The organism is Malonomonas rubra (assembly GCF_003247215.1).
GTDB lineage: Bacteria > Desulfobacterota > Desulfuromonadia > Desulfuromonadales > Geopsychrobacteraceae > Malonomonas > Malonomonas rubra_A.
In genome coordinates this window covers 22,641-49,613 of sequence record NZ_QKAP01000022.1, presented here as the reverse complement: position 1 = coordinate 49,613, position 26,973 = coordinate 22,641, and the positions used below count along the sequence as shown (strand labels likewise).

The 26,973-nt window shown below is 53.5% G+C and carries 25 protein-coding genes; 22 read left to right on the top strand and 3 right to left on the bottom strand.

The genetic code is table 11. The features are described 5' to 3' along the window. Positions 1-22 precede the first annotated feature (22 nt). The 7 genes from Q7J88_RS02245 to Q7J88_RS02215 are packed head-to-tail and all read left to right on the top strand — an operon-like array spanning position 23 to position 5,574. Positions 23-235: an ATPase gene (locus Q7J88_RS02245; protein ID WP_369681953.1), complete on the top strand. Its 213-nt coding sequence runs from the start codon at positions 23-25 to the stop codon at positions 233-235. A 3-nt stretch (positions 236-238) separates the two neighbouring features. Continuing rightward, the gene (locus Q7J88_RS02240; RefSeq protein ID WP_303720525.1) at positions 239-823 is read left to right on the top strand and encodes a V-type ATP synthase subunit E; all 585 of its coding nucleotides are present in this window, start codon (positions 239-241) and stop codon (positions 821-823) included. Next, positions 807-1,709 (top strand): V-type ATPase subunit, encoded by a 903-nt coding sequence (locus Q7J88_RS02235; protein WP_303720524.1) that lies wholly within the window; start codon positions 807-809, stop codon positions 1,707-1,709. The genes Q7J88_RS02240 and Q7J88_RS02235 overlap by 17 nt, the downstream gene beginning before the upstream one ends. Beyond that, positions 1,706-2,020, top strand: coding sequence for a V-type ATP synthase subunit F (locus tag Q7J88_RS02230; protein ID WP_303720523.1), 315 nt, complete (start codon positions 1,706-1,708; stop codon positions 2,018-2,020). Before Q7J88_RS02235 ends, Q7J88_RS02230 begins: the two co-directional genes overlap by 4 nt. Continuing rightward, complete coding sequence (locus tag Q7J88_RS02225) at positions 2,017-3,642, top strand: V-type ATP synthase subunit A (RefSeq protein ID WP_303720522.1); 1,626 nt, start codon at positions 2,017-2,019, stop codon at positions 3,640-3,642. The genes Q7J88_RS02230 and Q7J88_RS02225 overlap by 4 nt, the downstream gene beginning before the upstream one ends. Then, a complete protein-coding gene (locus tag Q7J88_RS02220; protein WP_303720521.1) occupies positions 3,629-4,954 on the top strand; it encodes a V-type ATP synthase subunit B in 1,326 nt (441 codons plus the stop codon). Before Q7J88_RS02225 ends, Q7J88_RS02220 begins: the two co-directional genes overlap by 14 nt. After that, on the top strand, positions 4,951-5,574 hold the full coding sequence (locus tag Q7J88_RS02215; protein WP_303720520.1) for a V-type ATP synthase subunit D: 624 nt from the start codon (positions 4,951-4,953) through the stop codon (positions 5,572-5,574). The genes Q7J88_RS02220 and Q7J88_RS02215 overlap by 4 nt, the downstream gene beginning before the upstream one ends. Before the next feature lie 18 nt (positions 5,575-5,592). Here the strand turns inward: Q7J88_RS02215 and Q7J88_RS02210 are convergent, their stop codons facing one another. After that, entirely contained in the window at positions 5,593-6,456 is an 864-nt protein-coding gene (locus Q7J88_RS02210; RefSeq protein ID WP_303720519.1) for an HDOD domain-containing protein, read from the bottom strand. Between the two features lie 248 nt (positions 6,457-6,704). On the opposite strand from Q7J88_RS02210, the gene dnaE reads away from it, so the two are divergent. The 9 genes from dnaE (at position 6,705) to Q7J88_RS02165 (ending at position 16,859) form a co-directional block, all read left to right on the top strand. Continuing rightward, entirely contained in the window at positions 6,705-10,175 is a 3,471-nt protein-coding gene (gene dnaE / locus Q7J88_RS02205) for a DNA polymerase III subunit alpha (RefSeq protein ID WP_303720518.1), read from the top strand. Between the two features lie 49 nt (positions 10,176-10,224). Further along, complete coding sequence (locus Q7J88_RS02200; protein WP_369681952.1) at positions 10,225-11,187, top strand: acetyl-CoA carboxylase carboxyltransferase subunit alpha; 963 nt, start codon at positions 10,225-10,227, stop codon at positions 11,185-11,187. A 12-nt stretch (positions 11,188-11,199) separates the two neighbouring features. Then, on the top strand, positions 11,200-11,958 hold the full coding sequence (locus tag Q7J88_RS02195; protein ID WP_303720516.1) for a septal ring lytic transglycosylase RlpA family protein: 759 nt from the start codon (positions 11,200-11,202) through the stop codon (positions 11,956-11,958). A gap of 354 nt (positions 11,959-12,312) precedes the next feature. Then, the gene (locus tag Q7J88_RS02190) at positions 12,313-12,513 is read left to right on the top strand and encodes a cold-shock protein (protein WP_303720515.1); all 201 of its coding nucleotides are present in this window, start codon (positions 12,313-12,315) and stop codon (positions 12,511-12,513) included. 126 nt (positions 12,514-12,639) lie between these two features. Beyond that, positions 12,640-13,581 carry a MoxR family ATPase gene (locus Q7J88_RS02185; RefSeq protein WP_303720514.1) on the top strand — a complete coding sequence of 314 codons (942 nt, stop codon included), beginning with the start codon at positions 12,640-12,642 and terminating at the stop codon, positions 13,579-13,581. Between the two features lie 113 nt (positions 13,582-13,694). Then, positions 13,695-14,441, top strand: a complete 747-nt coding sequence (locus Q7J88_RS02180) for a DUF58 domain-containing protein (RefSeq protein ID WP_303720513.1) — start codon at positions 13,695-13,697, stop codon at positions 14,439-14,441. Next, positions 14,428-16,368 carry a transglutaminaseTgpA domain-containing protein gene (locus tag Q7J88_RS02175; protein ID WP_303720512.1) on the top strand — a complete coding sequence of 647 codons (1,941 nt, stop codon included), beginning with the start codon at positions 14,428-14,430 and terminating at the stop codon, positions 16,366-16,368. Before Q7J88_RS02180 ends, Q7J88_RS02175 begins: the two co-directional genes overlap by 14 nt. 35 nt (positions 16,369-16,403) lie before the next feature. Beyond that, positions 16,404-16,625: a 4-oxalocrotonate tautomerase family protein gene (locus Q7J88_RS02170; RefSeq protein ID WP_303720511.1), complete on the top strand. Its 222-nt coding sequence runs from the start codon at positions 16,404-16,406 to the stop codon at positions 16,623-16,625. A gap of 12 nt (positions 16,626-16,637) precedes the next feature. Further along, positions 16,638-16,859 (top strand): hypothetical protein, encoded by a 222-nt coding sequence (locus Q7J88_RS02165; protein WP_303720510.1) that lies wholly within the window; start codon positions 16,638-16,640, stop codon positions 16,857-16,859. Between the two features lie 52 nt (positions 16,860-16,911). On the opposite strand, the gene tgt is transcribed toward Q7J88_RS02165, so the two are convergent. Continuing rightward, positions 16,912-18,045: a tRNA guanosine(34) transglycosylase Tgt gene (gene tgt / locus Q7J88_RS02160; protein ID WP_303720509.1), complete on the bottom strand. Its 1,134-nt coding sequence runs from the start codon at positions 18,043-18,045 to the stop codon at positions 16,912-16,914. A 90-nt stretch (positions 18,046-18,135) separates the two neighbouring features. Here tgt and cas6 point away from each other — a divergent pair, with 90 nt between their 5' ends. From cas6 to Q7J88_RS02145, 3 genes are all read left to right on the top strand, one after another. Beyond that, entirely contained in the window at positions 18,136-19,086 is a 951-nt protein-coding gene (gene cas6, locus Q7J88_RS02155) for a CRISPR system precrRNA processing endoribonuclease RAMP protein Cas6 (RefSeq protein ID WP_303720508.1), read from the top strand. Between the two features lie 88 nt (positions 19,087-19,174). Next, positions 19,175-19,492 (top strand): zf-TFIIB domain-containing protein, encoded by a 318-nt coding sequence (locus Q7J88_RS02150; RefSeq protein WP_303720507.1) that lies wholly within the window; start codon positions 19,175-19,177, stop codon positions 19,490-19,492. Beyond that, entirely contained in the window at positions 19,493-19,942 is a 450-nt protein-coding gene (locus tag Q7J88_RS02145; RefSeq protein ID WP_303720506.1) for a hypothetical protein, read from the top strand. It abuts the gene before it with no gap. Positions 19,943-21,297: 1,355 nt separating this feature from the next. Here the strand turns inward: Q7J88_RS02145 and eno are convergent. Further along, positions 21,298-22,584 carry a phosphopyruvate hydratase gene (gene eno / locus Q7J88_RS02140; protein ID WP_303720505.1) on the bottom strand — a complete coding sequence of 429 codons (1,287 nt, stop codon included), beginning with the start codon at positions 22,582-22,584 and terminating at the stop codon, positions 21,298-21,300. Positions 22,585-22,732: 148 nt separating this feature from the next. Here eno and Q7J88_RS02135 point away from each other — a divergent pair, with 148 nt between their 5' ends. The 3 genes from Q7J88_RS02135 (at position 22,733) to Q7J88_RS02125 (ending at position 26,965) form a co-directional block, all read left to right on the top strand. Continuing rightward, a complete protein-coding gene (locus tag Q7J88_RS02135; protein WP_303720504.1) occupies positions 22,733-23,785 on the top strand; it encodes a TIGR04283 family arsenosugar biosynthesis glycosyltransferase in 1,053 nt (350 codons plus the stop codon). 252 nt (positions 23,786-24,037) lie between these two features. Next, a complete protein-coding gene (locus Q7J88_RS02130) occupies positions 24,038-25,873 on the top strand; it encodes a cell wall metabolism sensor histidine kinase WalK (RefSeq protein WP_303720503.1) in 1,836 nt (611 codons plus the stop codon). 174 nt (positions 25,874-26,047) lie between these two features. Beyond that, complete coding sequence (locus Q7J88_RS02125) at positions 26,048-26,965, top strand: metalloregulator ArsR/SmtB family transcription factor (protein ID WP_303720502.1); 918 nt, start codon at positions 26,048-26,050, stop codon at positions 26,963-26,965. Positions 26,966-26,973 lie beyond the last annotated feature (8 nt).

Genomic DNA, 26,973 nt, shown 5'->3' with positions numbered 1-26,973 from the left:
CAGGAGGTCGAAGATGGAGAATTTGGATAGTGTTTTGCTTGCGTTCGCCGCCGCACTGGCCGTCGGTGTTCCTGCTATAGCGACCGGCTGGGCGCAGTCGCGGATCGGTTCGGCCGGCGCGGGAGCCCTGGCGGAAAAGCCAGAGTTGACCGGTACCATCATCATCCTGCTAGCGATTCCGGAAACCATGGTGATTCTCGGCTTTGTCGTAGCGGTCATGATTCTGGTGCTCTAAGCGATGGGACAAACTGAACTGGAAGCGGCCTTACGACGCGATGGCGACGATAGGGCCAGAGAAATCTGGGCGCACGCTGAGAACGAAGCAGAGCGGCTGCGGAGCGAACAGAAAACAGCCTCGGAGCGGGAAAAGCACGATGTCAATGCCGAACTGGAAACGGAACTGCTGCTGTTAACGACCGCCAAACAGGCCGAAGCGGCGCGGCGTGCCCAACTTCTTCGCCTGGAAGCGGAAGCGGCGCTGGCGGAGCGGTTGCGCGAACTGGCGGATCAACAGCTCTCTAAAATGGCTGCCGCTGGCGGGGCAAAACTATTCCAGGCGCTGGCGTCGGAAATTCCCGATCATCACTGGCAGAGGATTCAAGTGAACCTGCGCGATCAACCCTTGGTGGCGGAACTGTACCCGCAGGCCGAAATCGAAATCAGCGATGAGATTTTCGGCGGGTTAATCGTGCAGACAGAAGGGGGAAGGATTCAGATCGAGAATACGCTGGGGAAACGCTTGCACCATCTGTGGCCGGAACTACTGCCGGAACTGATGGTGGAGCTGCGGCGGATCGCGGGGGACTATGAGCCTGCTGATTGAAGTTCCCTACGCCGGAGCAGCAAACGACTATCTTTACGCCAGGATATGCGCGCGGCGGGCCGAATTGGCCAGCGGCGGGTTGTTCCGCAAGTCTGGCAGCAATGAACCGCGGCAGGCGCTCATGGCAGAATATCGCTGGGTCTATCGGCAGGCGAACGCCAAACTACGCAACAAGCTTCTGCCGATTTTTGAATATTGCGAACTGCGCCTGCTGGTAATGGCGTTGCGTTATCTGGCTGCCGGGGAGCGCGAGGCGCTGAGTGGCCAGTTGCAGCAGAGCCTGTTGCAGGAGAAGGTGATTAGGGTGGTCGAAACCGCGGAACAGCCGGTTGAGGCTCTGCGTTGTCTGCAGCGGGAGTATGCGGAGGAGTATCCGTTCTTCGATCGATTGCCTACCCGCTATCTGCGCCAGGGACCTGGGGGCTTGGAACAGGAGCTGATCGGCGGCTATCTGCAGCAGTCCTGTCGAAGCTGTCGCGACCAGGCGGTAAAACGGTTTCTGCTTTACCTGCTCGACATGCGTAACCTGCAGGCCCTGAGAAAACATTTGCGCTGGCAAGTGCCGGTTACGCCGCCTCTGTTGGAAGGTGGTAGCTTGGAACCAGGGCTGCTGCAAAAAATCTGGCAGCAGCGGGATGCCGCGGCCTTATTGACGCTGATGAGGAGGTATGCCCGGCAGCGGCAACTACCGCTGGAAGATGCGGATGAGGAGTATCTGTTGCAGGGGTTGACGGACCGGTTACGACAGGCCGGTCGGGAACCGCTGCAACTGGGGGTGGTGATCGATTATCTCTGGCGCTGTTGGTTGGCGGCTCGGGAGCAGGGGGTGCGCATATTTGAGGAGCAGACATCGGTGACGCCGCAGGCCGCAGAGGTACAGGGATGAGCGAAGTCTTGTTTTTGACCCCGAAAGATGCTCGCTACGGGTTCAGTCTGGCCGGTTCACGGCAGCTGACGATACCGCTCGCCCAAGCGGAACATCAATTGCGCGAAGCGATGGCCGACCGGGATGTTAGCGTACTGGTGGTCGATGAACGCCTGGTCAATGCGATCGGGGAAAAACGCTTTGCCGAGCTGGAATCAGCCTGGCATGGGTTGTTGGTCACTCTGCCGGCTCCGGAACAAATCGGTGAAGAAGATGCCCTGCAGCGCATGATCCGGCGGGCGCTCGGTTACCATGTGAGGTTGCAGATATGAAGGGTGTCGTGACCAGCATTTCCGGGGCGACGGTTAGTGTTGATATCCGTGGTTTGCAGCTTTATGACCGGGTATATATCGGTCATGCCCGGCTTTCCGGTGAAGTGGTGCATTTGGAAAAGGACTCCACTACCGTGCAGGTGTTCGAAGACACCCACGGACTGAGTGTCGGTGAACCGGCCGAGGGGACTCGGGCGCCGCTGACGGTGATGCTCGGTCCGGGACTGCTCGGAGGCATATTTGACGGTTTGCAGCGGCCGTTGCCCGCGTTGCAGCGGCGCAGTGGCGACTTTATCCAGGAAACCCATGATGTCTCTTCGCTCGACCTGCAGCAGCAATGGCACTTTGCCGCCGAGAAACAGCCGGGTGACTCAGTGGCCATCGGCGACCGGTTGGGCTGTATTTCGGAGGGACATTTGCGGCATCCGATTTATGCGACTCAGGCTGGTGAAATAGAACAGATTGTCGATGGTCCGCTGCGCTTGGAATCTAAACTGGTCACCTTCCGTGGCGGGCAACAGCAGTACGCCTGGGAGAACTGGTCGGTTCGACATCCCCGCTTCGGAGGTCATAAGCGGTCGGCTGAACAGCCGCTGATTACAGGGCAACGCTGCATCGATTTTCTGTTTCCGATGATGAAGGGGAGCGTGGCGGTCGTCCCTGGCGGCTTCGGCACCGGCAAGACGGTCCTCGAACAGTCGATCGCCAAGTTTGCCGATGTTGATGTGGTGGTTTATGTCGGCTGCGGTGAACGGGGCAATGAGATGGCCGGTCTGCTCAGCGAGTTCGGCGAATTGCAGGACACTGCCGGACGGCCTTTGCTGGAAAGGACCATCGTCGTCGTCAACACCTCCAATATGCCGGTCGCGGCGCGGGAATCCTCCATTTTTACCGCGGTGACCATGGCCGAGTATTACCGCGACATGGGCTACGATGTGCTGCTGCTGGCCGACAGCCTGTCTCGTTGGGCCGAGGCATTGCGCGAGATCTCCTCTTCGCTGGAGGAGATCCCCGGTGAAGAGGGATACCCGACCTACTTGAGCTCCCGCTTGGCAAAATTCATCGAACGGGCCGGGGTGGTCGAAACCGCCGAGGGTAAGCTCGGTTCGCTCAGCATGATCCTGGCTGTTTCTCCGCCGGGGGCCGATTTCTCCGAACCAGTCACCCAGTCCTGTCTGCGTGCCGCCGGGGCGTTTTATATGCTCGACACGGTGCTGGCACACAGTCGACATTTCCCGGCCATCAACTGGTCGCAGAGCTATTCTCTCTTTGCCAGTAGGGCCGCGAAATATTTCCGCCAGCAGGTCGAGCCACGCTGGACGGAACTGCAGACCGCTTGCCGAGCGATTCTGCAGCAGGAGGAATCATTGCGTGAGGTGGTCGAGGTGGTCGGCATGGAAGGACTGCAAGACCGGGATCGGTTGTTGATGTTTACCGCTGAGCGGGTACGGCGCGATTTCCTCTGTCAGAACAGCTTCTCGGACGACGCTTTTTCGTCGCCGCAACAGACGCTGGAGCGGATCGCCGGGATCATCAATAACTACCGCCAAGCCGAGAAAAGATTGGCTGAGGGCGAAGCACTGGCAGATATTCTGCGGGGAGATGGTGATGCGGCTGGCTGAGCACTGTTACCGATCGATTTGTGCCATTCGCGGGCCATTGGTGTTCGTCGAACGGGTTTTCGAAGCCCGCATCGGCGAAACCGTGACGCTGCTAGCCCCGGACGGTCAGACGCTGGAGGGTGAGGTGCTGAAGATCGACACCGAACAGGTGTTGATTCAGGTGTTCGGTGAAACCTATGGACTCGATCTAGAGCAGACCAGTGTTACTTTTCACGATATCGTCAAGCGGGCGCCCCTGTCTCGGCACTGTTTGGGGCGAATCTTTAATGGGTCGTTTCGGCCGATCGATGGCGCGCCGATGTTTATTCCTGAGCGTTGGGGAGCAATTTCCGGCGCGCCGATCAATCCGGTCAGCAGGGAATACCCGCGCGAGATGATTGAGACCGGCATCTCCGCCATCGACGGGCTGAACAGTCTGATCAAGGGGCAGAAACTGCCAATCTTCTCCTGCGCCGGGTTGCCGGCTCAGGAACTGGTGGCACAGATTCTCGCCCAAGCCCGTTTGCCAGGGGCGGGCGAGTTCGTCGTAGTGTTTGTCGCCCTCGGTCTGACCTACCACGAATACGATTTTTACCGGCGCACGTTGGAAGAGATGTCCAGCCGTTTCGTCGCCTTTTTCAACCTTGCCGGTGAGCCGGTGGTGGAGCGGCTGCAGGCGCCGCGGCTGGGACTGACGGTAGCCGAGGATCTGGCCTTTAATCATCAGATGGATGTATTGGTGCTGGTCTCCGACATGACCAATTACTGCGACGCCTTGCGCGAGATTTCCACCGCCCGCGAAGAGCTGCCGGGGAGACGCGGTTATCCGGGCTACATGTATTCCGATCTGGCGTCCCTTTACGAACGGGCCGGGAGGCTGCGGGATAGAAAAGGTTCGGTCACCCTGTTGCCGGTGTTGACCATGCCGGAGGACGATATCACCCATCCGATCCCCGATCTGACCGGCTACATCACCGAGGGGCAGATCGTGTTGTCGCGTGAAATGCAGCAAAAAGAGCTGTTTCCACCGATTGATGTATTGCCCTGTCTATCCCGGTTGATGCAGCACGGCATCGGTGAAGGGCAGACCCGCGCCGATCACCGACAGATCGCCAACCTGCTTTATCAGTATTATGCCAAAGGGCGCGATCTGCGGAAACTGGAGGCGGTGGTCGGCAAGGATGGGTTGTTAGAGGAGGATCAGAAAATCCTTGAGATGGCAGATAACTTCGAACGGAGCTTTGTCCATCAGGGCAACGAGCGGCGCGATATCAACCAGACCCTCGATATCGGTCTGAAGCTGCTCGGCGAGTATGGGGTGAAACTGCCATGATTCAGGCAACTCGAAGCAATCTACTGCTGCTCAAGGACCGGCGCCATGCGGTGATCAATTGCACCGGGATCCTCAAAGGGCGGCGTCAGGCGCTGATCAAGAAATTTCTCGAGGTCGGTCGGCCTTTGATCGCTTCGCGAGAAGAAACCCGCAGCCACTATAGCAAGGGCATTGTCGAACTGCAGACCAGTCTAGGCCTGGAAGGAGAGGACTACATCGCATCGCTGGCCCTGATCAGCCAGCGGCACCTAGGGGTGAAGTTGGTCGATATGAACATCCTCGGCCTGCGTTATCGGGATTTGCAGCAGGCCGAGTCGGCCAGCCGCTCGCTCGAAGAGCGGGATTACGATTATCCAGCTGCCAGCGCTCATCTGGACGAGGCGCTGCAGCTGTTTGAAACCATCATTGAAGAGATGTTGGCCATGGCCCGCTACGAGGGAATGTTCCGTCGACTCGGTGAAGAGCTGCTGCGGATCACCCGGCGCATCCGGGTGCTGGAAGAAAGGATCTTGCCGGGACTGCACGCGGAAATCCGCGAGATTTCCCATTACCTGGCCGAGCGGGAGCGGGAAGCTTATTATCGGTTGAAAATGTTCAAGGAACTTAAAAGAGGCAAGTAGATTTCGCTAAGAAGAAAATCAGAAAATCATCGTCACCTGCGGATTGATGATCGACAGCACCTCGAAGCTTTCCAAGCTGGCGTCGATGGCGAGCATCTCCAGTTGTTCGATGGTCAGATCGAAATCTTGGAAAGATACCCGCCGCAAACCTTCCAGGGGTGTTTTTTTTTCGGTTTTCAGCTCCGGCTCAACGCAATCGGTGATGGCGAGGGCGAGATGTAATAACTTGCTCTGCTGTGGGTACTCGGTTGCGTTTTCCGGCTGTAGTTGGCAACCGACCGGTTCCCACAGTTTTTTCGGCAGCTGCCAGTTCTCGAGTAGCAACGCTCCCAGTTGAGGGGCGTTGAAACCAAGCAGTTCGGTTTCTATCTCCGCCATACGTTGTCCTGTTTTTCCGGCCCGTTCAACTATTTTTTGACTTTGTTCCGGCAGGCTTGTCAGCAGGATCAAATGGCCGATGTCATGCAACAGGCCGGTCAGGAACATCGATTCTCCGTTATTATCCTGCAGCAACGAGGCCAGCTTTTGCGCAACCAGCCCACAGTAAACACTGCGTTTCCAGAAGCTGTTCATGTCGATCGATTCCGGAGCGAGCTGGTTGAAGCATTGCGCAGATGCGGATGCGACCAGCAGGGAGCGCAGTTCATCAAAGCCGATCAGGGTGATCGCCCGGGAGAGGGTGCCGATCTGACCGGGAAAATGATAAAAGGCACTGTTGACCAGTTTCAGCAAGCGGGCCGAAAGGGCCGGGTCATGAGCAATCACTTCACCAATATCTGCAATGTTGGTGTCAGGAGAGTCGAGCAGATGACTTGCGCGCATGACAGCATCGGGGAGGGAAACTAATCGGCTGACACTTTTGATAATCTCTTCTGCGGTCATCTGCCGATCCTGTCCGGGTGAATGATTAAGTGGAACTTTTCCTGCCCAGTATAGCGGTTTACTGATCGATTTTCAGTCGGTAAAAATTATCGGCGGAGAAATACGAAAATCTTGCTCGGGAAAAGGCTGGTTTCGGTTGACCATATGTTTGTAACGGTGGTAGATTTGCCCGATAATTTTACGACCGATCAGTGCCTTACGGATGATCGGTTTTTCTCATTTTTTAGCCCCGATTTTCTGCTGGATTTATGGAACACGCCGAATTCGTTCATTTGCATCTGCACAGTCAATACAGCCTCCTCGATGGGGCGATCAAGCTGGATGAACTGGTCGCCCGGGCCAAGGAATATAAAATGCCAGCGGTCGCCGTGACCGATCATGGCAACATGTTCGGTGCGGTCGAGTTCTACAACAAGGCGATGGCAGCCGGTATCAAGCCGATTGTCGGCTGCGAAGTCTATGTCGCCCCCGGCTCAAGGTTCACTAAAGGCAACGCCCGTGGGTCCTCTGAGGCGTCCTACCACTTGGTGCTGCTTTGCATGAATCTGGCCGGTTATCAGAATATCTGCCGCCTGATTTCGATGGCCTACCGAGAAGGCTTCTACTATAAACCGCGCATCGACTGGGAAATTCTGGAAAAACATAACGAGGGATTGATCGCCCTGTCGGCTTGTTTGGGGGGCGAGCTGCCGACCCTGATCAACCTGAACCAGCCGGACGAAGCGTTGGAACGGGCGCGGGTGATGGCGCAGATTTTTGACGACAATCGTTTCTATCTGGAACTGCAGGAGAACTACCTGCCGGAGCAGGCCAAAGCGAACAAGGGGCTGGTGGCGATCGCCGAAGAACTCAACCTGCCGCTGGTGGCGACCAACGATTGTCACTATCTGCTCAAAGAGGACGCTTTCGCTCACGAAGTGCTGCTCTGTATTCAGACTGGCAAGACGATGGACGATCCGAACCGGATGCGGTTCTGCAACGACGAGTTTTATGTCAAGACGCCGGACGAGATGATCGAGTTGTTCAAGGGCTATCCGGAAGCGACTGCCAACACCGTCAGGATCGCCGAGCGTTGTAACCTGGAACTCGACTTCAATACCTACCACTTCCCTCAGTACGAAAAACCGGCTGACAAGAGCCTTGACGAAGTACTCGAAGAACAGAGCTGGGCCGGTTTGGATGAACGACTCGACGAGATACGCAAGTTGCGGGAACTGACTGAGGGGGACGTACAAATTTACCGCGACCGTTTGGCCGAAGAACTGGCCTGTATCAAAAGTATGGGTTTTCCCGGCTATTTCCTGATCGTTGCAGATTTCATCAACTGGGGTAAGGATCACGACATCCCGGTCGGACCCGGCCGTGGCTCGGCAGCAGGCTCGTTGGTTGCCTTCGCCATCCGCATCACCGATATCGACCCGATCCCCTATAACCTGCTGTTCGAACGGTTCCTCAATCCGGAACGGATCTCGATGCCGGATATCGACGTCGACTTCTGTATCTATGGCCGTGAGCGGGTGATCGACTATGTGCGGGATCGCTACGGCCATGAGAACGTAGCCCAGATCATTACCTTCGGTACCATGCTGGCCAAAGGGGTGCTGCGCGATGTTGGTCGGGCGTTGAATATCCCCTACGGCGAAGTCGACAAGATAGCCAAGTTGGTTCCTGGTGTGCTCGGTATCACCCTGAAACAGGCGATCGAGCAGGAGCCGAAGCTCAAGGAGCTGATTGAAAAGGATAAGAAGGTCGGTGAACTGGTAAAGATTGCCTTGGCGCTTGAGGGGTTGACCCGTCATGCATCGACCCACGCGGCCGGGGTGGTTGTTACGCCGAAGCCGCTGTCGGAATACCTGCCGCTCTATGTCGATCCCAAGTCGGGCGGCCAGGTTACCCAGTACCCGATGAGCTATGTCGAGAAGATTGGTCTGGTCAAGTTCGACTTTTTGGGCCTGAAAACCCTGACCGTTATCGAGAACGCGGTGCGGTTGATCCGCGAGGGGAAGGACCCGAATTTCGATCTTAAGATGGTGCGGGATGACGATAAGAAGACTTACGAGCTGCTCTCCCGTGGCGAGACCACCGGTGTCTTTCAGCTCGAATCCTCGGGAATGAAGGAGTACCTGGTCAAACTCAAACCGAGCTGCTTCGAAGACCTGATTGCGATGGTCGCCCTCTACCGCCCGGGGCCACTTGGTTCGGGGATGGTCGATTCCTTCATCAAACGGAAGCATGGCCAGGAAGAGTTCAAATACGACTTCCCGCAGCTCGAGCCGATCCTGAAAGATACCTACGGAGTTATCGTCTACCAGGAGCAGGTCATGCTGATCGCCCAGGTGCTTGGTGGGTACAGCCTCGGTGGTGCTGACCTGCTGCGCCGAGCGATGGGTAAGAAAAAGCCAGAGGAGATGGCCAAACAGAAGAAAATCTTCCTCGACGGCGCCAAGGAGAACCAGCTCGATCTGAAGAAATCTGAGGCAGTTTTCGATCTGATGGAAAAATTCGCCGCCTACGGCTTCAACAAGTCGCACTCGGCAGCCTATGCCCTGGTTTCCTACCACACCGCCTACCTGAAGACCCACTACCCGGTCGAGTTTATGGCGGCGCTGCTGACCGAGGATATGGAGAATACCGACAAGGTCATCAAGAATGTCGCCGATGTGCGGGCAATGGGGATCGAGGTGCATCCCCCCGACATCAACGCTTCCGACCGCTCTTTTACCGTGGACGCCGAGTCGATGCGCTTCGGACTCGGTGCGGTCAAAGGGGTCGGTGCTTCAGCTCTCGATTCGATCCTTGAGGTGAAAAAGAATAAGCCTTTCAGTTCGTTGCAGGATTTTTGTGAGCGGGTCGACCTGCGCAAAGTCAATAAGAAGGTCGGTGAGGCGCTGATCAAATGCGGGGCCTTCGATTCTCTGGGTGGTAAACGCGCCCAGTTTATGGCGGCTCTGGAAGAAGCGATGGAGATCGGTCAGCGTTTGCAGAGGGAACGCGAATCGGGACAGGACTCGCTGTTCGGCAGCAACGAGATCGTTTCGACCGGCGGCAACGGCTATGGCGAATTGCCCGATGTTGAGGAGTGGGATGAAAAGACCCTGCTCGGTTATGAGAAGGAGGCTCTAGGCTTCTACGTTACCGGTCACCCGTTGGACCGTTACAGCGAGTCGATCAAGCGTTTTGCCACCTGTGAAACGGCGGCGTTGGTCGAGCGTAGTGATAAGGAACAAGTGCGGGTTGCCGGGATCGTCTCCGGAATCAAGGAACTGATGACCAAGAAGGGCGAACGGATGGCGTTTGTCACCCTGGAGGATCTGAGCGGTTCAGTCGAAATGGTGGTTTTTCCGGAAACCTATGCCGCTTCGATGGAGCTGCTTAAGGGGGAGGATCCGCTGTTGGTTAGCGGTGAACTTGATGTTGGTGAGGAATCCTGTAAAATGCTCGCCAACGAAGTGCAGTTGCTGAGCGACGTCAAGGAGACGATGACCGAATGTATCCATATTCGGTTGACTACTCCCGGACTCGATGAAATGCAGTTACGGCAGCTGAAGGGGATCATGCAGAAGTATCGGGGAGCGTGTAAGGTCAAGTTGCACGTGGTGATCCCGAATCGTAGCGAAACTACCATCTGTCTGCCGGAAAGCTTGAAGATGGCTGCCTCGGATGAAGCGATGGCCGACGCTGAACAGTTGTTCGGCTACAACGTTATGAAGTTTGAATAGTTTTCGGCCTTTGCCGAATGTCAATGTCCGCTGATGGACAGGGAGTAAAATAATGAATCAATATCTCGATTTTGAAAAGCCGATCGCCGAACTCGAAACTAAGATCGGTGAATTGCGCGATTATTCGACCGACAGCGTCGATTTTTCCTCCGATATCCAGAAATTGGAAAAGAAAGCGGAAAAATTGAAGCTGGAGATCTACTCCAAGCTGAGTCGCTGGCAGCGTACTCAGTTGGCCCGGCATGCCAACCGTCCTTACACTCTCGATTACATCGAACATGTTTTCACCGATTTTTTTGAAGTGCATGGCGATCGGAACTTCCGTGACGATCCAGCGTTGGTCTGCGGCTTTGCGCGGCTCGACGGCAAGCCTTGCTGCGTCATCGGTCATCAGAAAGGGCGCAACACCAAGGAGAAGGTGCATCGGAATTTCGGTATGCCGAACCCGGAAGGTTATCGCAAGGCCCTGCGGGTGATGCAGATGGCCGATCAGTTCGGGTTGCCGATCTTCACCTTTGTCGACACTCCTGGAGCGTTCCCCGGAATCGGTGCAGAGGAGCGCGGACAGGCCGAGGCTATCGCCCGCAATTTGCGCGAGATGGCGATGCTGAAAGTGCCGATCATCGTTACCGTGACTGGGGAAGGTGGTTCCGGTGGTGCGCTGGCGATTGCCGTCGGTAACCGGGTGCTGATGATGCAATATTCGGTTTATGCGGTCATCTCTCCCGAGGGCTGTGCCGCCATTCTCTGGAGCGACGGCGCCAAAGGGCCGCAGGCTGCAGAGGCGCTGAAGCTGACGGCACAGGATGTCGACAGCCTTGGCACCGTAATCGATGATGTTGTGCCGGAGCCGCTCGGCGGTGCCCATCAGGATCATCACCAGGCCGCGACGACCCTCAAGGAATATCTGCTCAAGCATCTTGCCGAGCTGGAGGCTATGTCCCCCGAAGAGTTGATCGAACAGCGCTACCAGCGTTTCCGGGCAATGTCAGAGATTGAAGAACCGAAGTAGATCTGTTTTCGTATGTTGTCTCGTTTTTTTTACTGTTGTGCCCTGTTGCTGCTGGTGCTGGTGCTGAGCAGCTGTGGCGGCGGGCACACCACGCGCGTCATCGAAACTCGGGAAACCCGCGAGTTGAAAGGATGGGAGAAACCTTACGAGGTCGATGGACAGCGCTACGATCCGTTGCGCGACCATCAGGGGTTCAGTCAGCGTGGCATAGCCAGTTGGTACGGTGATAAATTCCATGGCCGCAAGACCAGCAACGGAGAAATCTATGACATGTACGCCATGACCGCAGCACACAAAACTCTGCCGCTTGGAGTCTACGTGCGTGTCACTCGCCTGCAGAACGGTCGCTCAATCATTGTGCGGGTTAACGATCGAGGCCCTTTTGTCGCTGGGCGGATCATCGATCTCTCTTATGCCGCCGCAGATAAGTTAGGGATAACTGATGCCGGTACCGCGCCGGTGCAGGTACAGGCGCTTGGTTACAAAGAGACCGATCGCGGGACGATCAGTTACCGACCGCCGACCAGTTACGATGCCGGCAGCTTTGCGGTGCAGGTCGGTGCTTTTTCGGTGCGCGACAATGCTTACCGGCTGGCCGCTCAGCTGCGGAACAGTTATGGCAAAGCTGATGTTCAGACGGCCTTGGTAAACGGACGGCAGATGTATCGAGTCCGGGTGGGTGATTATCGTTCTCTGGAGCGCGCGGAGCAGGCTGTCTTGGACTTCTCTGGTAGTGGTTATCCGGGCAGTTTTGTCGTTGCCTTTGATTGAATACAGCGCGTGACAATGCCCGAAGTATCGTAGAAATAATCCATTTTAGCCTGAATAAATCGTTGTTTTTTTGTTTGGATAGCCGTTTTTTTTGCCGTCCGTTTGGTAACTATCCGAAATGATTGAGTGGAATGCCGTTTTGAAAAAAACTCAAAATATTCTGTTATGGCTTGCTTTTGCGAATAGACCGTGCTAGCGTTTTATTGTCTCAGATTCAGTTTGTGTAGATTTTATACTGACAAGTCAGAAAAGAAGCCGCACAGACCATAAGGACTGGGCGGTTTTTTAGATGGGTTGCAGAAAGTCTGCGCCACAACACAATCCCATGGTGGGAGCAAGTAAGGAGAAAAGAAGATGGCAGAAGGTACCGTCAAGTGGTTCAACGATTCTAAGGGTTTTGGCTTCATCGAGCAGGACAATGGTCCTGACGTTTTCGTCCACTTCTCAGCGATCAGCGGTGATGGATTCAAATCCCTGGCTGAAGGCCAACGCGTCAGCTTCGACGTTGTTGATGGCCAGAAGGGCCCTCAGGCTAGCAACGTTGCTAAGCTCTAAAATCGCTTGACAGTTTAGCGATACAAGGCTCCGTAGGAAACTGCGGAGCCTTTTTTTGTGCACCGCTAGAATATCCACGCAACGATCATTTATAATCGCTTGCAAGTGACTTCAGTGGAGACTCCGATGGAATTCTATCAACGCAAGCAAATACTCGACGTTATCGAAACCCTATCCGGCAAATATCTGCAGGGAAAAGTCCGGGCAATTCGATTGGCGATCGTCAGTCTGCTTTCCGGTGGGCATATTCTGCTGGAAGATATCCCCGGATTGGGAAAAACCAGCCTCGCACTGGCTCTCTCTGGGATTCTCGACCTCGATTTCGGACGTATTCAGTGTACCAGTGATCTATTGCCTTCCGATATTACCGGTCTATCGATTTTCGATCGTCAGAACAACCAGTTTCACTTCATCAAGGGGCCGGTCTTCAACAATCTGGTGTTGGTTGACGAGGTCAACCGGGCGATGCCGAAAACCCAAAGTGCCATGCTTGAGGCGATGGAAGAACGGCGGGTCACGGTGGAGGGGGTGACCTACGAGTTGCCGGAACCCTTTCTGGTGATAGCCACGCAGAACCCGGCTGAACAGGTCGGCACCTTCCCTCTGCCGGAATCGCAACTCGATCGTTTTCTGATTACCACTGGTATCGGTTATCCACCGCCGGAGCTGGAAAAACAGATTATTCAGCGCGGCAGCGTGCGTGACGATCTGGCAACGATCAAGCCGTTGTTGGCGCGGGACAAGATTCTCGAAACCAAGTGCTTTATCCGCGACAATATTCAACTCGGCGATCTTGTGACTGAGTATATCCACGCTTTAATCGAGAGCAGTCGTTCTCACCCGCAGGTCTTTTCCGGCATTTCAACCCGAGGTGGTCTCAGCCTAGCGTCCGCAGCGCGGGTCGAGGCGTATCTGGAAGGGCGTGATTATGTGGTTCCCGAAGATGTGCAGCGGATTGCCGTACCGGTGACTGCCCATCGTTTGATCTTGCGGCCCGAGTTTCAAACCGTGCGTAAAGAAGAGGTGTTCAAATCGCTGCTCGCAGAAATTCCCGTACCTATGGCCTGAAACTGACCAGAGCCGGCGTTGTTTACATCGCCGTAACTCTGCTGCTCGGCTTTGCGGCGGTAAATACCGGCAACAACCTGCTTTACTTGATGGTGTCGGCGCTGCTTGGATTTATGGCGATTTCCGGACTGCTCGGGCAGCAGAACCTCCAGCGCCTGGCGGTCAAAGTTATTCCTTTAGATGATCTGTTTGCCAACCTTTCGGGACGGGTTGAGCTCGAACTGGAAAATCGGCGGCGTTGGTTGCCTGCTTTTCTGATCAGCGTAGAAATCGGTAGCGGGGCAACTCTTTTCCCCTTGTTACCCAGCAGGCACTGCCAGCGGCAGCCATTGTCGCTGACGTTGTCAGAGCGCGGGTATCAACCATTGCCGGAGATTTGGGTCCGCTCCTGTTTTCCGATCAACTTTTTTGTTCGTTCCCGCTGTATTTTTATTGAGCAGCAACTGCTGGTTTTCCCGAAGCCGCTTGCCGCTGAGCTACCCAGCGGCGGAACAGCCAGCCAGCAGTCTCGCCGCCGGGAAATGCCACAACCGGGGATCGATGGCGAGCTGCGGAGTGTTGACAGTTACCGGCCGAGTGATCCGCTGAAATCGATCCACTGGAAGCTTTCCGCACGCCAAAATGAATACATCGTTAAGCGACAGACGCGGCTCGGCGCACCATCATTACTGCTGAACCTGGAGGATTTTACCGGGCCGCTCGAACAGCGTCTGGGACAGTGTGCCTTTCTGATCAATCGGTTGATCTCGCAACAGCAGGCTGTAGGTTTGCAGATGACCGACCTGCTGATACCGCCCGCTGGGGGCAGGAATCAGCGGTTAAAACTCCTCACTGAATTGGCTCTCTATGGTCGGCGTTGAACGGATATTGCAGCTACTCGGCTACCTGTCGGCGCTGATCGGGGTTCTGTCACTGATTCCCTTCCTTGACACCTGGGTGCTGGTGCTGATCGGCCTCGGTTTTGTCCTTGGCATCAGTGGCGATCGTTGCGGTCGCTATTTGCTCAGCAACCGCCTGGCGACGGTGCTTTCGATCGGTTTTTTCCTGCTGTTCATCTCGCAGGCGACCATCGCCAATCTCGCCACTCCGTTGATCAGTCTGCTGTGTCTGTTGCTGAGCGTGCGTTTGGCGAGTGATAAGTCGGCTCGTCACCTGCTGCAACTATTTCTGCTGGCGACCATCATTCTTGCCGCCTCGTCGATGCTGACTCTCGATCTGGCGTATCTTTTCTACCTGATTCTGCTCATCCTGCTGGTGACCAGTGGTCTGGTGCTGCTCAGTTTCTACGTCACCGATCCACAGATCCGCTTCGGCCGCGGCCAATGGCTGGTGCTGCTGAAAACGATGGCTTTGCTTCCGGCAGGTTCACTGGCATTGATGTTGGTTCTGTTCGTAATTCTGCCGCGCACGCAAACACCGTTGTGGAACTTCCTCAACCCCAAACCATCGGCAATGGTCGGCATGACTGACCAAGTGCAACCCGGTTCGGTGGCCGAGCTGGCTCATAGCACGCAGATCGCTTTTCGCGCTGAGGTCCGGGAACTGCCTGCCGAAGTCCTCTATTGGCGAGGAGTTGTATTGAATCGAGTGGAGGGCAAGGTCTGGAAGCGTGATCCGGTAATTGCCAATGAAAAACTGTTGGCCGATACGAAGGAAAGAATCGACCTGGTCATCTACTCAGAACCGAAAGCGGATCGCTACCTGGTGACTCTTGATCGGTCTCTCTACATCAATCAGGTTCGGCACCAAAACGCTCCGGATGGGGTTTCCAGAGTTCGTGACGCGTCAAGAGAACTCAGCTACAGGGTTCAGTCGCAATCTTCAGCCCGTAGCAAACAGGTGGGAGCGGTGGTTGAATACCTCGCTTTGCCGGAGCGTTTCAGCGGGCGGCTGCATGATGTTGCCGATGGCGTCAGGCGGGGAAAAACCTACAGTGAAAAACTGGACCTTCTTGATCAGTTTTTTCTCCAGCAACAACTCAGCTACTCGACCTCCCAGTTGCCGAAAACAGAACATCCGGTGGAAACTTTCCTGTTCGAAAGTCATCGTGGGTATTGCGAATATTTCGCCTCTTCCTATGCTGTATTGCTGCGTTTGGCCGGGGTGCCGTCCCGTTTGGTCGGCGGTTACTTGGGGGGGGAGTATAACCGGTTGGGTGGCTATTATTTGGTTGGTGAAGATGCTGCGCATGTCTGGGTCGAGGCGCTCGATGATAATGGGATTTGGCGGCGGATCGATCCGAGCCGACTGGCCATTAACGCCGATGATGCGCTGGTCGCGAGAAGCGGACTCAGTATCGTGTCGTTCAAAGCGCTAACCGATGCCATTCAGCACAATTGGAGCCGTTTGGTGCTGAACTATGATTTGCGTCAGCAGTTCAGCCTGATGCGAGATATGGTGGGTAAGGTCCGTGCACTGAAAAAATTCGAATCGCGCTCTTTGCTTTCCCTTTTGTGGGGACTACCGATTCTGCTACCGCTGGCGGGGTGGTGGTTCTGGGCGCGAAAGAAGTCGCGTCACGAAAGGTTGCTGTGCAGCTATCGGTCTTTCCTGGCACAGGCAGCTGGTGTCGGTGATTTGCCGGCCGACCTGGGGCTCTTTCAGTTGGCGAAGTGCAGCAATGACCCCCGCTGTCAAGAATTTGCCGAGCTTTACGGAGGGGCAATCTATCGTGATCAGTCTATGAGCGATGAAACCTATACGAGTTTGCGGCAGCTTCTTGCCCAGTTGAAGAATAATTCTGCGATACAGGTTGCATTGCCGCCGCCGCATGGCGATAATGAGTAATTGTATAAATTCCATGAATTTAAAGGAGAATGAGCATGCCTTATGTCCAGATTAATATCACTAAAGGTGCAACCAACGAGCAGAAAGCGCAATTGATCGAGGGAATTACCGATCTGATGGTCAAGGTACTCGACAAAAACCCGGCTTCGACCCATGTTTTGATCAAAGAGGTCGAAACTAACAGTTGGGGAATCGCCGGTCGCGCTGTCAAGCGGTTGCGAGCCGAAGGGAAAACCGCGAATATTTCAAGTAAGTAGAAAGGTTTAGGGATGTCAAATCCGGGAGAGTTCCTGCAGGCGGGTGCCGACGGCAAGCTCTGGCTTTATTGTCAGGAATGTAACGAGGTCAAAAACTTTAATGCTGTCGAGCATGTCAATTGTATAGCCAACGAAAACTATTGGGGGGCAGAACCCTGGTGGCACGACACGCGGGTTTTTAACTGTAAAGAATGTGGAACCGAGCAGAAATCGAAAATAGAGTACGCACCTTAACGGTTGCCGGATGGTTGCGAACGGGAAAGGGGTCGGATAACGGCCCCTTTTCTTATTTCTTCTTCTTTTTTTGCGGTTGATTGCCGGAACAGTACTCCGCCAGGAATTCGTTTTTAAACACCGGATACTCACCCACTTCGATCGCAGCCCGTGCATCGGCGACCATGTTCAGGTAAAAACGCACGTTGTGGATCGCCGCCAGCGTTGCAGAGAGAATCTCGTTGGAGTTGTACAAATGGTGTAGATAGGCGCGAGTGAAGTTACGACAGCAATAGCAGTCGCAGGAAGGATCGACCGGGTAGAAGTCCCGGCGGAAATTCTTGTTGGTCAGGCGGATCTTGCCCCGTCTGGTGAACAGGGTGGCGCTGCGCGCATAACGGGTCGGGATGACGCAGTCGAACATGTCCATACCGCGTTCGATCGATTCGAGGATATCCTCCGGCAGACCGACGCCCATCAGGTAGCGCGGTTTGTGTTTCGGCATGTGTGGCTCGGTGAAATCGACGACCTTCTTCAGCAGTTCCAACCCTTCCCCGACGCTGACGCCGCCTATTGCGTAACCGGGAAAGTCCATCGCCGTCAGCTCTGTTGCGCACTCGCGGCGCAGATCTTCATAAACGCTCCCCTGGACGATTCCGAACAGCGCCTGGTCTTCGCGGTTGTGATGCTTTAAGCATTGTTCAGCCCAGCGCAGGGTCTTCTTGATCGATTTGGCCGAGTAATCGTGTGTAGCCGGGTAGGGAATACACTCGTCGAAGACCATGATAATATCTGCGCCGAGATCGTTCTCGATTTGCATCGCCTCCTTTGGGCCGAGGAAGATCTCCTCGCCAGTAAACTCGTGACGGAAGTGAACACCGTCTTCGCCGATCCTTTTTTTCGGCAAGGAAAAGACCTGAAAACCGCCACTGTCGGTCAGAATCGGCTTGTTCCAGTTCATGAATTTATGCAGCCCGCCTGCTTTTTTCACCAAGCCTTCCCCCGGTTTCAGGTGCAGGTGGTAGGTGTTGGAGAGGATGATTTGGGCCTCTGTCTCCTCGACCTGGGCCGGAGTCATTGCTTTTAAGGCGCCGTGCGTACCGACCGGCATGAAGATCGGTGTTTCGATGATGCCGTGCGGGGTATCCAGTCGTCCGCGGCGGGCGCGGCTTTTCGGGTCTTCCTTGAGCAGTGTGAACTGAAACATTCAGTTGTTCTCCCTTTCAGCTTGCTTTAGGATACAAGGCGCTAACCTATAACAGAAACTTGCTTGTGGTGCAACGTCATCGGAGCTGTCATGTCCTATCTTGCCCCGATCCCTGAAGAACTTCAGCAGGTCGAATACGTCAAATTATATTTTCATCTGCAGCTGAAAGATACGTTTGATTTGCCGCAAGCAGCATTGCTGCAGTTGCGGCGCGAGCTACTTCAGGCGCTGAAAACCCTCGAAGGTTGGGGCGGTGAGGATATTGCACTATTAAAAAACCTTCTTCAGCCGCCGGTTTCACAAGACCCTCAGGTGCGTCGGATCGCCCAAAAGCCCGCCCCAGCCTTTGTGCTGCAACCCAATTTAGATATCTGCGGCCATATTGAAGCGCAGCAAAGGATTGTTCTGCCGGTTTTGTTCGTTGGGCAGGCGGTACAGGCGGTTAACGCTTTTGTCTCTTTGTGGGAGATGCTGGGTCAGCAGGGACTTTATTACGGTAGCGGGCGCTTCCAACTCGAGGGTGTGGAATCGGAGGATGCCAGCGGTGTGCGTGCGATGCTCTGGAGTGAAGGGTGCAAAGTGTCGATCACACCACCGGTTAGCGAGCTGCATTGGTGGCTGGAGAGACAGCCAGCTGTTGAGGAATGGCTCGCTCTGGAGATTGTTAGTCCGATGCGCCTGCTGAAAAAAGGGAAGCCACTTTTCCGCGCCGATTTCAAGGAGCTGTTTCCGTTTCTTTTGCGCAGGGTTTCAGCACTGTTGACCAGTCATGCCGATGTGGAAATCATCAAAGAACCACGTTTTTGGCAAGCGATTGCCGATGCTGCGCGCGAGGCAGAAAACAGTTTGCAATGGCATGACTGGCGGACTTTGCATGGGCCGGAAAAGTCACAGGACCTGGGTGGTTTGATGGGGAGGATATGCCTCACGGCGGAAGGCCTCGAGGAGATCCTTTGGATCTTGCGGCTTGGCAGTTTGTTCAATGTCGGAAAAGGAGCCGCCTACGGATTTGGCCAGTATCGGTTGAGAACTTATTGTTAGAACTGAGCTTTTTGTGGTACCTCTATTGCTCGACAGGCAGTCTTGGTTATAATTTAAGTGTAGCCAACCACTAACCAAGGAGGCTGTTATGACAAACGCCTGGGATGAACGGAAAAAAGCATTGGAAAACGAATATTTCCACAAGAAGGAACAGGAAATAATCGATAATATGAAGCACGATGCCGAGGAAACCTTGGCAAGAAACTGTGCCAAAGGGCGTTGTCCGAAGTGCGGAGAAAAGATTGAGCCGATGACCTTTCGGGATGTTCCCCTTGACCGCTGTCCCGGTTGCGGAGGTGTCTGGCTTGGACCGAACGATCTTAAGATACTGGCGGAAAAGGACCATCGAACCTGGTTCGACCGCTGGTTCCATGCCGATAACCAAGAAACGTCTGAGGAGGTGTAAATGTTCTGGTTCATTGCATTGTTGTTGCTGGCGGGGGCTGGGTTCTATTTTTATCAGAAAATGATGGCGATCGAGCAGGAGATTCGTGCTGAGCAGGAAGCGGAAACAGCGGCTTCTCCTGTAGCAGAACCAGTGAAAGAGGCAGCGCAGGAACCCGTGGCTGAACCTGAACAAACAAAGGAAGAGGCGGCCGATCCTCCGATCGTGACGCCGGAAGTTGAGAAAATGACAAGCAAGGCGGAACCGGTTGATGATGAATCATTCAGCCTTGAGGATGAAATTCTTGCTGCGGTAAAAAATTTGCCCGGCATGAAACAGTCTGAAATTTATGAGAGCTTTGCTGATGTCGGAAAAAAACAACTACAGGTGCTGCTCAAAGAAATGGCTGACAGTGAAAAGTTGAAGCGGGAAAGGAAAGGCAGTAGTTACCTGCTTTTCCCGGTAGATTGATTATTGAAAGGGTAAAAGGGGCCTGCGATAAAATTCAGGCCCTTTTTTATGTCCTTCTTCTCGATTTGCATAAGTAAGTTTGACAATAGTTGTTGTGACCATCCTAGAAAATTTTAGGGTCGTAAGTTTTTCAAGATTTAAAGATTACTTTTATAATATCAAACGCTTGAGATTTTATGAGTAAAGATTTTTAATTGGCAGCTGGAGGAGTTTTTTTACAATCTGTCAATTAGTGGGTCTCTATTGTTAAGTGTTTTACCCCTCTGAAAATGAATATCCTATCGATTTCTGTATTAATAGTGAACGTGTGCAAAGGGCAGCTACAATTGACTGGGAACCCTTTGCAGGGGACTTCAGTGCCAATCTTGAGGGTGTGGAATGTATCCGATGCTATCGTCTTTAAGGTGGCCTTTGCAGGTAAAAGCTGTCATTTTCATATGTTACCGGCCAAGTCTGCTGTCTCTTATTATAGGCCTTTTGATAACCAGTCGTGTCTATATTCGGCAAGGACGCATTTGCAATATCCCTCACTCCCTATCTGCAGAAGATTTTGCTAGGTATCCCTTATAATCGCCGAAAAATGGAAACAAAAAAAAATAGTTGCCATTTTTACGGTTACCTTGCCCCGAAATCGTATAAACAGCGAGGCTCTTTTGCAGGATTTAGAAAATGATCTACGTGCTTTGGTCAAACTGGTAGATGACGATATTAATTCGGGGCGGGAAAAGATCATTAATAGATTGAGGTTTGCCATTAAGGATAGCTTGCTACCTCAGCAGCAGATATTACCGATAAATATCAGTATGACAATAACAACTAGGAATTTGTGACCGGCTTGCCCATTATTTCAAAAGAGACTCCCGGCTATCTTTTTGCGCTGCCAATGCCCTGGCCATACAGGGTATCAAGATCGAGAGTGGTGAAAGTGATGGTTTCAGCAAGGAAGCGACATTTACCTTATGGGTTGTTGATTCGACGGGCCAGAAAATATGTGATCCTGTTGAGAAAAGCAGCAAGTGTAGTCATTAAGCAGTTCACTCATCTTCTTTCCCTTTCCGCAGACCCGGCCCCCGCTTTCAAGCGATCCAAGGAATTCGTTGAACATATCTTGAGGCAAAACGACTGGCTCAATGACGGCTCAGTGACATTGAGAGTTTCAAGTTTCAGGATGTAATGAATCTTCTGGCGCCAATGATGGTGGTCAGCCAGCTTCTCTTGAACTATTTTTTCAGGATACAACATGGAAACTTGTTTCTACTAGTTCGCGACCCCGGCAAGTATTGAATAAAAAATAATCCCCGGTCATGGCAATGTCCGGGGATTATTTTTTATCGGTTCAATAGACTGGACAAGTCTTAATGCAGGTTGTAGAAGACTTCCTTGCCGCCGAATACAGCAGTGTCATCCAGTTCATCCTCGATTCGAAGCAACTGGTTGTATTTGCAGATACGGTCGGTTCGGCAAAGCGAACCGGTTTTAATCTGGCCGGCGTTGGTTGCAACCGCCAGATCGGCGATGGTGGTGTCCTCGGTTTCTCCTGAGCGGTGGGAGACGACGGCGGTATAACCGGCACGCTTGGCCATCTCGATCGCTTCGAGGGTTTCGGTAAGGGTACCGATCTGGTTGACCTTGATCAGGATGGCGTTGGCTATCCCTTTCTCGATCCCTTCTTTGAGGATCTTGGTGTTGGTGACGAACAGGTCGTCCCCGACGATCTGGATTCTGTCGCCAAGCTTTTCGGTCATTAGTTTCCAGCCATCCCAGTCGTTCTCGGCTAAGCCGTCTTCGATCGAGATGATTGGATAGCGATCGACCAAATCCTCGTAGAAGGCAACAGTCTCGGCAGCGGTTTTGAGTGCCTGTCCTTCGTTGGCGAAGTTGTACTTGCCTTCTTTGTAGATTTCGGAGGCAGCCACGTCGAGGGCCAGCAGCACCTCTTCTCCGGGTATGTAGCCAGCAGCCTTGATCGCTTCCATGATCACTTCAAGTGCCTCCTCGTTGCTCGAAAGGTTCGGTGCAAAGCCACCTTCGTCGCCAACGGCGGTGTTGTAACCCTTTTCCTTGAGGACTTTTTTAAGCGCATGGAAGATCTCTGCCCCCATCCGCAGAGCTTCTTTGAAGCTGTCTGCGCCGGCTGGCATGATCATGAATTCCTGAATGTCAACATTATTGTCGGCGTGTTCTCCGCCGTTGAGGATGTTCATCATTGGCAGCGGCAATTCCTTGGCGTTGGAGCCGCCGATATACTGATAGAGAGGCAGACCGGCATCTTCCGCAGCCGCCTTGGCGCAGGCCATGGAAACTCCGAGCAGGGCATTGGCGCCGAGTTTCGATTTAAAATCGGTGCCATCCAGAGCGAGCAGCTTTTTGTCGATGCCGATTTGGTCCGAAGCTTCCCAGCCGATCAGTTCGGCGGCGATCACTTCGTTGACGTGCTCAACAGCTTTGAGGACGCCTTTGCCCAGGTATCGGCTCTTGTCGCCGTCGCGCAGTTCCAACGCTTCGCGCTCACCGGTCGAAGCACCGCTCGGCACAGCAGCACGGCCGATCACGCCGGTTTCCAACGCCACTTCAACTTCGACGGTCGGGTTGCCGCGGGAGTCGAGAATCTCGCGGGCATAGATGTCAATAATTTCGCTCATGTTCCACCCCTTGATATGTCATGGTTAACAGGTTATCGTCCTGATTTGCATAACCCAGAACGGACAGGTTAAAAAACAGGCATTACTTATAGCACAGGCCCCGGTGAATTAAAGCCGTTTTTTCCTTTTTAAAGTGAATACTGTCGACATGAAACAGCCCGAGCTGAGCATCGTTGTTCCTATCCTCAATGAATCTGCAGAATTGCCCGATTTCCTAGCTGATTTGCAGCGGCAGCAGCAGGTATTTTTTGAGTTGTTGTTTGTCGATGGCGGTTCGGTTGACGGCGGTCTAGAATGGTTGCAGCAACTGCAGTTGGAAGTTCCGTTCGCGGTACTGCAGAGTGAGCGGGGGCGTGCCCGGCAGTTGAATCATGGTGTCAGGCAAGCCAATGCCGATTGGCTGTTGTTCCTACATGTCGATAGCCGCTTCTCTGATCCGTTGGCGTTACGTAACGCGCTTGATCTGATGCAACAGGCAGGAAGCAGCAATCTGGCAGGGCACTTCGCGCTCCGTTTCAGACGCTGCGACGAGCAGCCTGCCTTCGGGTACTATTATTATGCATGGAAGGCGCGGCTCGGGCGCCCGGAAACCATTCACGGTGATCAGGGTTTTGTCCTACAGCGTAATCTGTTTGAGCAGCTTAACGGATTCAATGAAACCATGCGTGTGATGGAAGATACCGATTTTGCCGAACGCGTAAGAGAGATAGGGCAGTGGCGTCTGTTACCAATGGAAATCAGCACTTCGGCACGCAGATTTGAGATCGAAGGACTGTGGCAGCGGCAGTTGCTCGGTGCGTTGATCATGTGTTTTCGGGATATCGGCTGGGAACAGTTTTTTGCCGAGTCGAGAGATATATATCGCCAGCAGGCGGAGACCGAACAGCTCCAGCTAAGGCCATTCTTTCGGCTGATTCGAAATCTGTTTTCGTGCATGGGGTATCGTGCAGCTTGGCGGATCTGGTGGCAAAGCGGGAGTTATGTTCGGCGACATGGCTGGCAACTTACATTTGCTCTGGATGCTCGCCTCGCTTTTAATCGTGGTGTTGTCGTTGGCCAAGGGTCGACGCTGCTGACACGGATCTTCGAGCCGCTTTACGAGCTGTTTACTGACAATCCTCTCGGCCGGTTGGCGGCAACCCTGATGCTGCGTTTCTGGTTTGAAGTGACCGATTTCTTTTTGCGTAGCAAAGATGCCTGATGTTGGCGAATGAAAAAAGTTCTGTTGGAATATTGAATGTGACTTTTTAGCTGTTGAGCCCATATTTGGGAATGGAGTAGCAGCAAGAAGGCAATATTGTTAAGTATTTGGCTGTGATTTTGATTGACAGCAGCCGCTTGATATTTTAACTATCTAACATCAGTTCATGGGGCTGAAGGGCTGCCAGGAACGAATGATTTATGGTGCTTCAGGCACTTTTTCTGCTCTGATTATCCTCTCAGTGGTGTGCCGATGCTCAAAATCAGCTTTCTCCGCAACTTGCTTCTTCTGACGATTGTCTTGGTCGTTGGCTTTCCTCTCTACGATTATTTTTACACCTATCCTGCGTATAAGGATCTGTTGATTAGCCGGACCGAATGGGAGGCGGTTCGCTTTGTCCGCTTTCTGGTGGTCAATAAACAATTAGAAGGGGTCGATCTGGAGCACGATTCTATCGGTAGTCAGATTACTTCCGAAATCAACTCCTTGAAAGAAGAGGAACTGCTGCTGAAATTGCGGATTTTCAGCGCGAGTGGCCGCATCGTTTTTTCGACCCAGGAAGATGAAATCGGCGATGTCAATGAGAAGCCCTACTTTGTGCAACAGGTCGCTAGGGGGCAGCTCTATTCCAAGGTGGTGCAAAAAGATCACCTGACTGCCGATGGAGTCCCGATTTCGATGGATGTTGTCGAGACCTATGTGCCAATCATGGTGCAGAAAAGTTTTCATGGGGCGGTTGAAGTCTATTATGACATCACGGATGAGCAGCAACAGTTGAAGGTACTTAATTCGAAAGCCGGGCTGATGCTGTTGACCTTTGCGGCAACATTTTTGTTGCTGATGCTGATTGGCCTCGGTCGGGCGAAGAGGAATTTTCTGGCATTGCGGGAAGCGGAAGGGGCTCTGAAGGCTGTTAATGAATCTCTGGAAAACAGAGTTGCGTTGCGGACCAGTGAGCTGCAATCCGCCAATAGTAAACTTTCAGCTGAGATTGAAGAACGCGAGGCGGCTGAAATAGCACTTCGGGATGCGTTGAGAAAGGTTTCCGAAGAGCATGACAAGATCGACGCGATTCTCTCTTCCGTCGCTGATGCCCTGATTGTCATCGACAACCGGAATCGGGTTCTTCACCTGAACCCCGTTGCAATCGAATTATTCAGGGTAAATAATTGGCAATCAGGAGTCCGTCTGGAAGATCTGATTGATCTGCCTGCTCTGCATGAGAACGTATCTGTTATCAAGAGTACACTGGTGACCGGGGCAGTGACTGAATTTGACTTGCTCCTGAATCGCCAGCAGGGGGAGGGACCCCAGGTTCTTGCAGTGCGCGCATCACAACTGCTCTCCAGCGAGGGCGACACCAAGGGGATGGTGATTTTTTTACAGGATGTAACCAAGGTTCGCAATGTAGAGCGGATGAAGAGCGAGTTTGTGACCATTGCCGCTCATGAGTTGCGGACCCCCTTAACCATGATACTCGGCTACTCTGAGCTGTTGCTCGAAAATCGTTCTTTCAACCCAGATGAAGAGCTGGAATTTCTAACTATCATCAACGAAAAAGCGAATGGTTTGGCGCTGATCGTTGATGACTTGTTGGATATTTCACGCATAGAGGAGGGGCGTCCTCTGGAACTGAACCTTGAACTGGTTGAGTTTGATCGGTTGGTTGCCGCTGCCGTCTCAGATGCTCAACTGCATGGCGTTGGTCGCCATCAGCTTACCTATCAGGTGACAGAGCCGGTGGCACCGATTCGGGTGGATAGGAATCGGATGCTGCAGGTTTTGGAAAACTTGATCAGTAATGCGATCAAGTACTCTCCACAAGGGGGGATTATCAACATTGATTTAGCTGAAGTTTCGGACGGCCTCCAATTGACCATTGCGGATCAGGGGGTTGGTATGACATCTGAGCAGGTCGAACGGGCTTTCGATCGCTTCTACCGAGCCGATCCTGTCGATTCGGGGGTGCGCGGGGCTGGGCTCGGTTTGAGTATCGTCAGATACATCGTTGATGTTCATGGCGGCTCAATAAACATTGACAGCCATTACGGGGAAGGTACTCGGGTTGTCGTGACCCTACCAAGGTGATCGACGCATGTTGGCGTGTCGTTGTCTCAGTAGTTATCCTGTCAAACTAAACCTGCTTAGTATTCCTGGTAGGCAGGAATAAACTCTTCTCGTCTTTGTCCCGCCTTGACGTAATGCTGCTCATCTGGTATATCAAGAAAAATTGATATTTGTAATCCTTTTTCTCGGATATATATGCTGTTCCTATTCAAAGCTCTTGCAGATCAGACTCGTTTGCGGTTGCTCGCCATCTTGCAACTGGGCGAATTTACTGTTCAGGAACTGGTTGATATTCTGCAGATGGGGCAGTCACGTATCTCACGGCACCTGAAGGTCCTGCTCGATGCCGGTGTGGTGCAGGTCAAGCGTGAGGGAACTTGGGCCTACTATCAGCTGCAGCCGACCAACGGCCTTTTCCTGGATTTGCTGCCGCATCTCGAGAAGCGCTGGAGCGGTTTGGCGGAATATGCTCGGGATCGCACCGCGCTGGTTAAAATCCTTTCGGCACGTCGACAGCGCAGTCGTGAATTTTTTGACCGACATGCCCGGCAATGGGACCAGATGGCTCGTGACCTGTTGCCGACTGCCGATTATTTGTCGCAATTGCTTGTCCTGATTCCAGATTGCGTTAAGCTGCTTGAAGTCGGTGTTGGTACCGGAAGCCTGATGGCGGCGGTTGCCGATAGGGCCGAACGGCTGGTCGGTGTTGATCACTCGCCATCGATGCTAGAGGCTGCGCGCGAGGCAACCGCTGTTTTTAGTCATATTGAGTTGAAGCTTGGACAGATGGAGGCGTTGCCGCAGGAGAGCGATTCGGTCGATGTTGTTTTGCTCAATATGGTCCTGCATCATGCCTCCGACCCGGCTGCAGTGATCAGGGAGCTGGCGCGGGTTCTGCACTCTGGTGGACGACTGCTGCTCTGTGATTTGCAACGTCACGATAAGGAGTGGGTTCGAGACGAATTGGCTGATCAATGGCTCGGTTTTACTGTACAAGACTTGTCAGTCTGGTGTAGTGAAGCCGGATTCGAACAGGTAGTTACAGAAATCATTGGTGGACGCACCGACGAATGGCCGGTCGTTATTCTAACAGCGATAAAAGAGACGCACTGAAGCGTCAT

Excerpts from the sequence above, each read along its gene's own strand:
- Q7J88_RS02240 (WP_303720525.1), top strand. The coding sequence starts at position 239 with ATGGGACAAACTGAACTGGAAGCGGCCTTACGACGCGATGGCGACGAT.
- tgt (WP_303720509.1), bottom strand. The coding sequence starts at position 18,045 with ATGTTTCAGTTCACACTGCTCAAGGAAGACCCGAAAAGCCGCGCCCGC.
- Q7J88_RS02130 (WP_303720503.1), top strand. The coding sequence starts at position 24,038 with ATGCTCAAAATCAGCTTTCTCCGCAACTTGCTTCTTCTGACGATTGTC.
- Q7J88_RS02235 (WP_303720524.1), top strand. The coding sequence starts at position 807 with ATGAGCCTGCTGATTGAAGTTCCCTACGCCGGAGCAGCAAACGACTAT.
- Q7J88_RS02195 (WP_303720516.1), top strand. The coding sequence starts at position 11,200 with ATGTTGTCTCGTTTTTTTTACTGTTGTGCCCTGTTGCTGCTGGTGCTG.
- Q7J88_RS02165 (WP_303720510.1), top strand. The coding sequence starts at position 16,638 with ATGTCAAATCCGGGAGAGTTCCTGCAGGCGGGTGCCGACGGCAAGCTC.
- Q7J88_RS02220 (WP_303720521.1), top strand. The coding sequence starts at position 3,629 with ATGCGGCTGGCTGAGCACTGTTACCGATCGATTTGTGCCATTCGCGGG.
- Q7J88_RS02185 (WP_303720514.1), top strand. The coding sequence starts at position 12,640 with ATGGAATTCTATCAACGCAAGCAAATACTCGACGTTATCGAAACCCTA.
- Q7J88_RS02225 (WP_303720522.1), top strand. The coding sequence starts at position 2,017 with ATGAAGGGTGTCGTGACCAGCATTTCCGGGGCGACGGTTAGTGTTGAT.
- eno (WP_303720505.1), bottom strand. The coding sequence starts at position 22,584 with ATGAGCGAAATTATTGACATCTATGCCCGCGAGATTCTCGACTCCCGC.
- Q7J88_RS02180 (WP_303720513.1), top strand. The coding sequence starts at position 13,695 with ATGGCGATTTCCGGACTGCTCGGGCAGCAGAACCTCCAGCGCCTGGCG.
- cas6 (WP_303720508.1), top strand. The coding sequence starts at position 18,136 with ATGTCCTATCTTGCCCCGATCCCTGAAGAACTTCAGCAGGTCGAATAC.
- Q7J88_RS02135 (WP_303720504.1), top strand. The coding sequence starts at position 22,733 with ATGAAACAGCCCGAGCTGAGCATCGTTGTTCCTATCCTCAATGAATCT.
- Q7J88_RS02125 (WP_303720502.1), top strand. The coding sequence starts at position 26,048 with ATGCTGTTCCTATTCAAAGCTCTTGCAGATCAGACTCGTTTGCGGTTG.
- Q7J88_RS02150 (WP_303720507.1), top strand. The coding sequence starts at position 19,175 with ATGACAAACGCCTGGGATGAACGGAAAAAAGCATTGGAAAACGAATAT.
- Q7J88_RS02215 (WP_303720520.1), top strand. The coding sequence starts at position 4,951 with ATGATTCAGGCAACTCGAAGCAATCTACTGCTGCTCAAGGACCGGCGC.
- Q7J88_RS02210 (WP_303720519.1), bottom strand. The coding sequence starts at position 6,456 with ATGACCGCAGAAGAGATTATCAAAAGTGTCAGCCGATTAGTTTCCCTC.
- Q7J88_RS02145 (WP_303720506.1), top strand. The coding sequence starts at position 19,493 with ATGTTCTGGTTCATTGCATTGTTGTTGCTGGCGGGGGCTGGGTTCTAT.
- Q7J88_RS02175 (WP_303720512.1), top strand. The coding sequence starts at position 14,428 with ATGGTCGGCGTTGAACGGATATTGCAGCTACTCGGCTACCTGTCGGCG.
- Q7J88_RS02190 (WP_303720515.1), top strand. The coding sequence starts at position 12,313 with ATGGCAGAAGGTACCGTCAAGTGGTTCAACGATTCTAAGGGTTTTGGC.
- Q7J88_RS02170 (WP_303720511.1), top strand. The coding sequence starts at position 16,404 with ATGCCTTATGTCCAGATTAATATCACTAAAGGTGCAACCAACGAGCAG.
- Q7J88_RS02230 (WP_303720523.1), top strand. The coding sequence starts at position 1,706 with ATGAGCGAAGTCTTGTTTTTGACCCCGAAAGATGCTCGCTACGGGTTC.
- dnaE (WP_303720518.1), top strand. The coding sequence starts at position 6,705 with ATGGAACACGCCGAATTCGTTCATTTGCATCTGCACAGTCAATACAGC.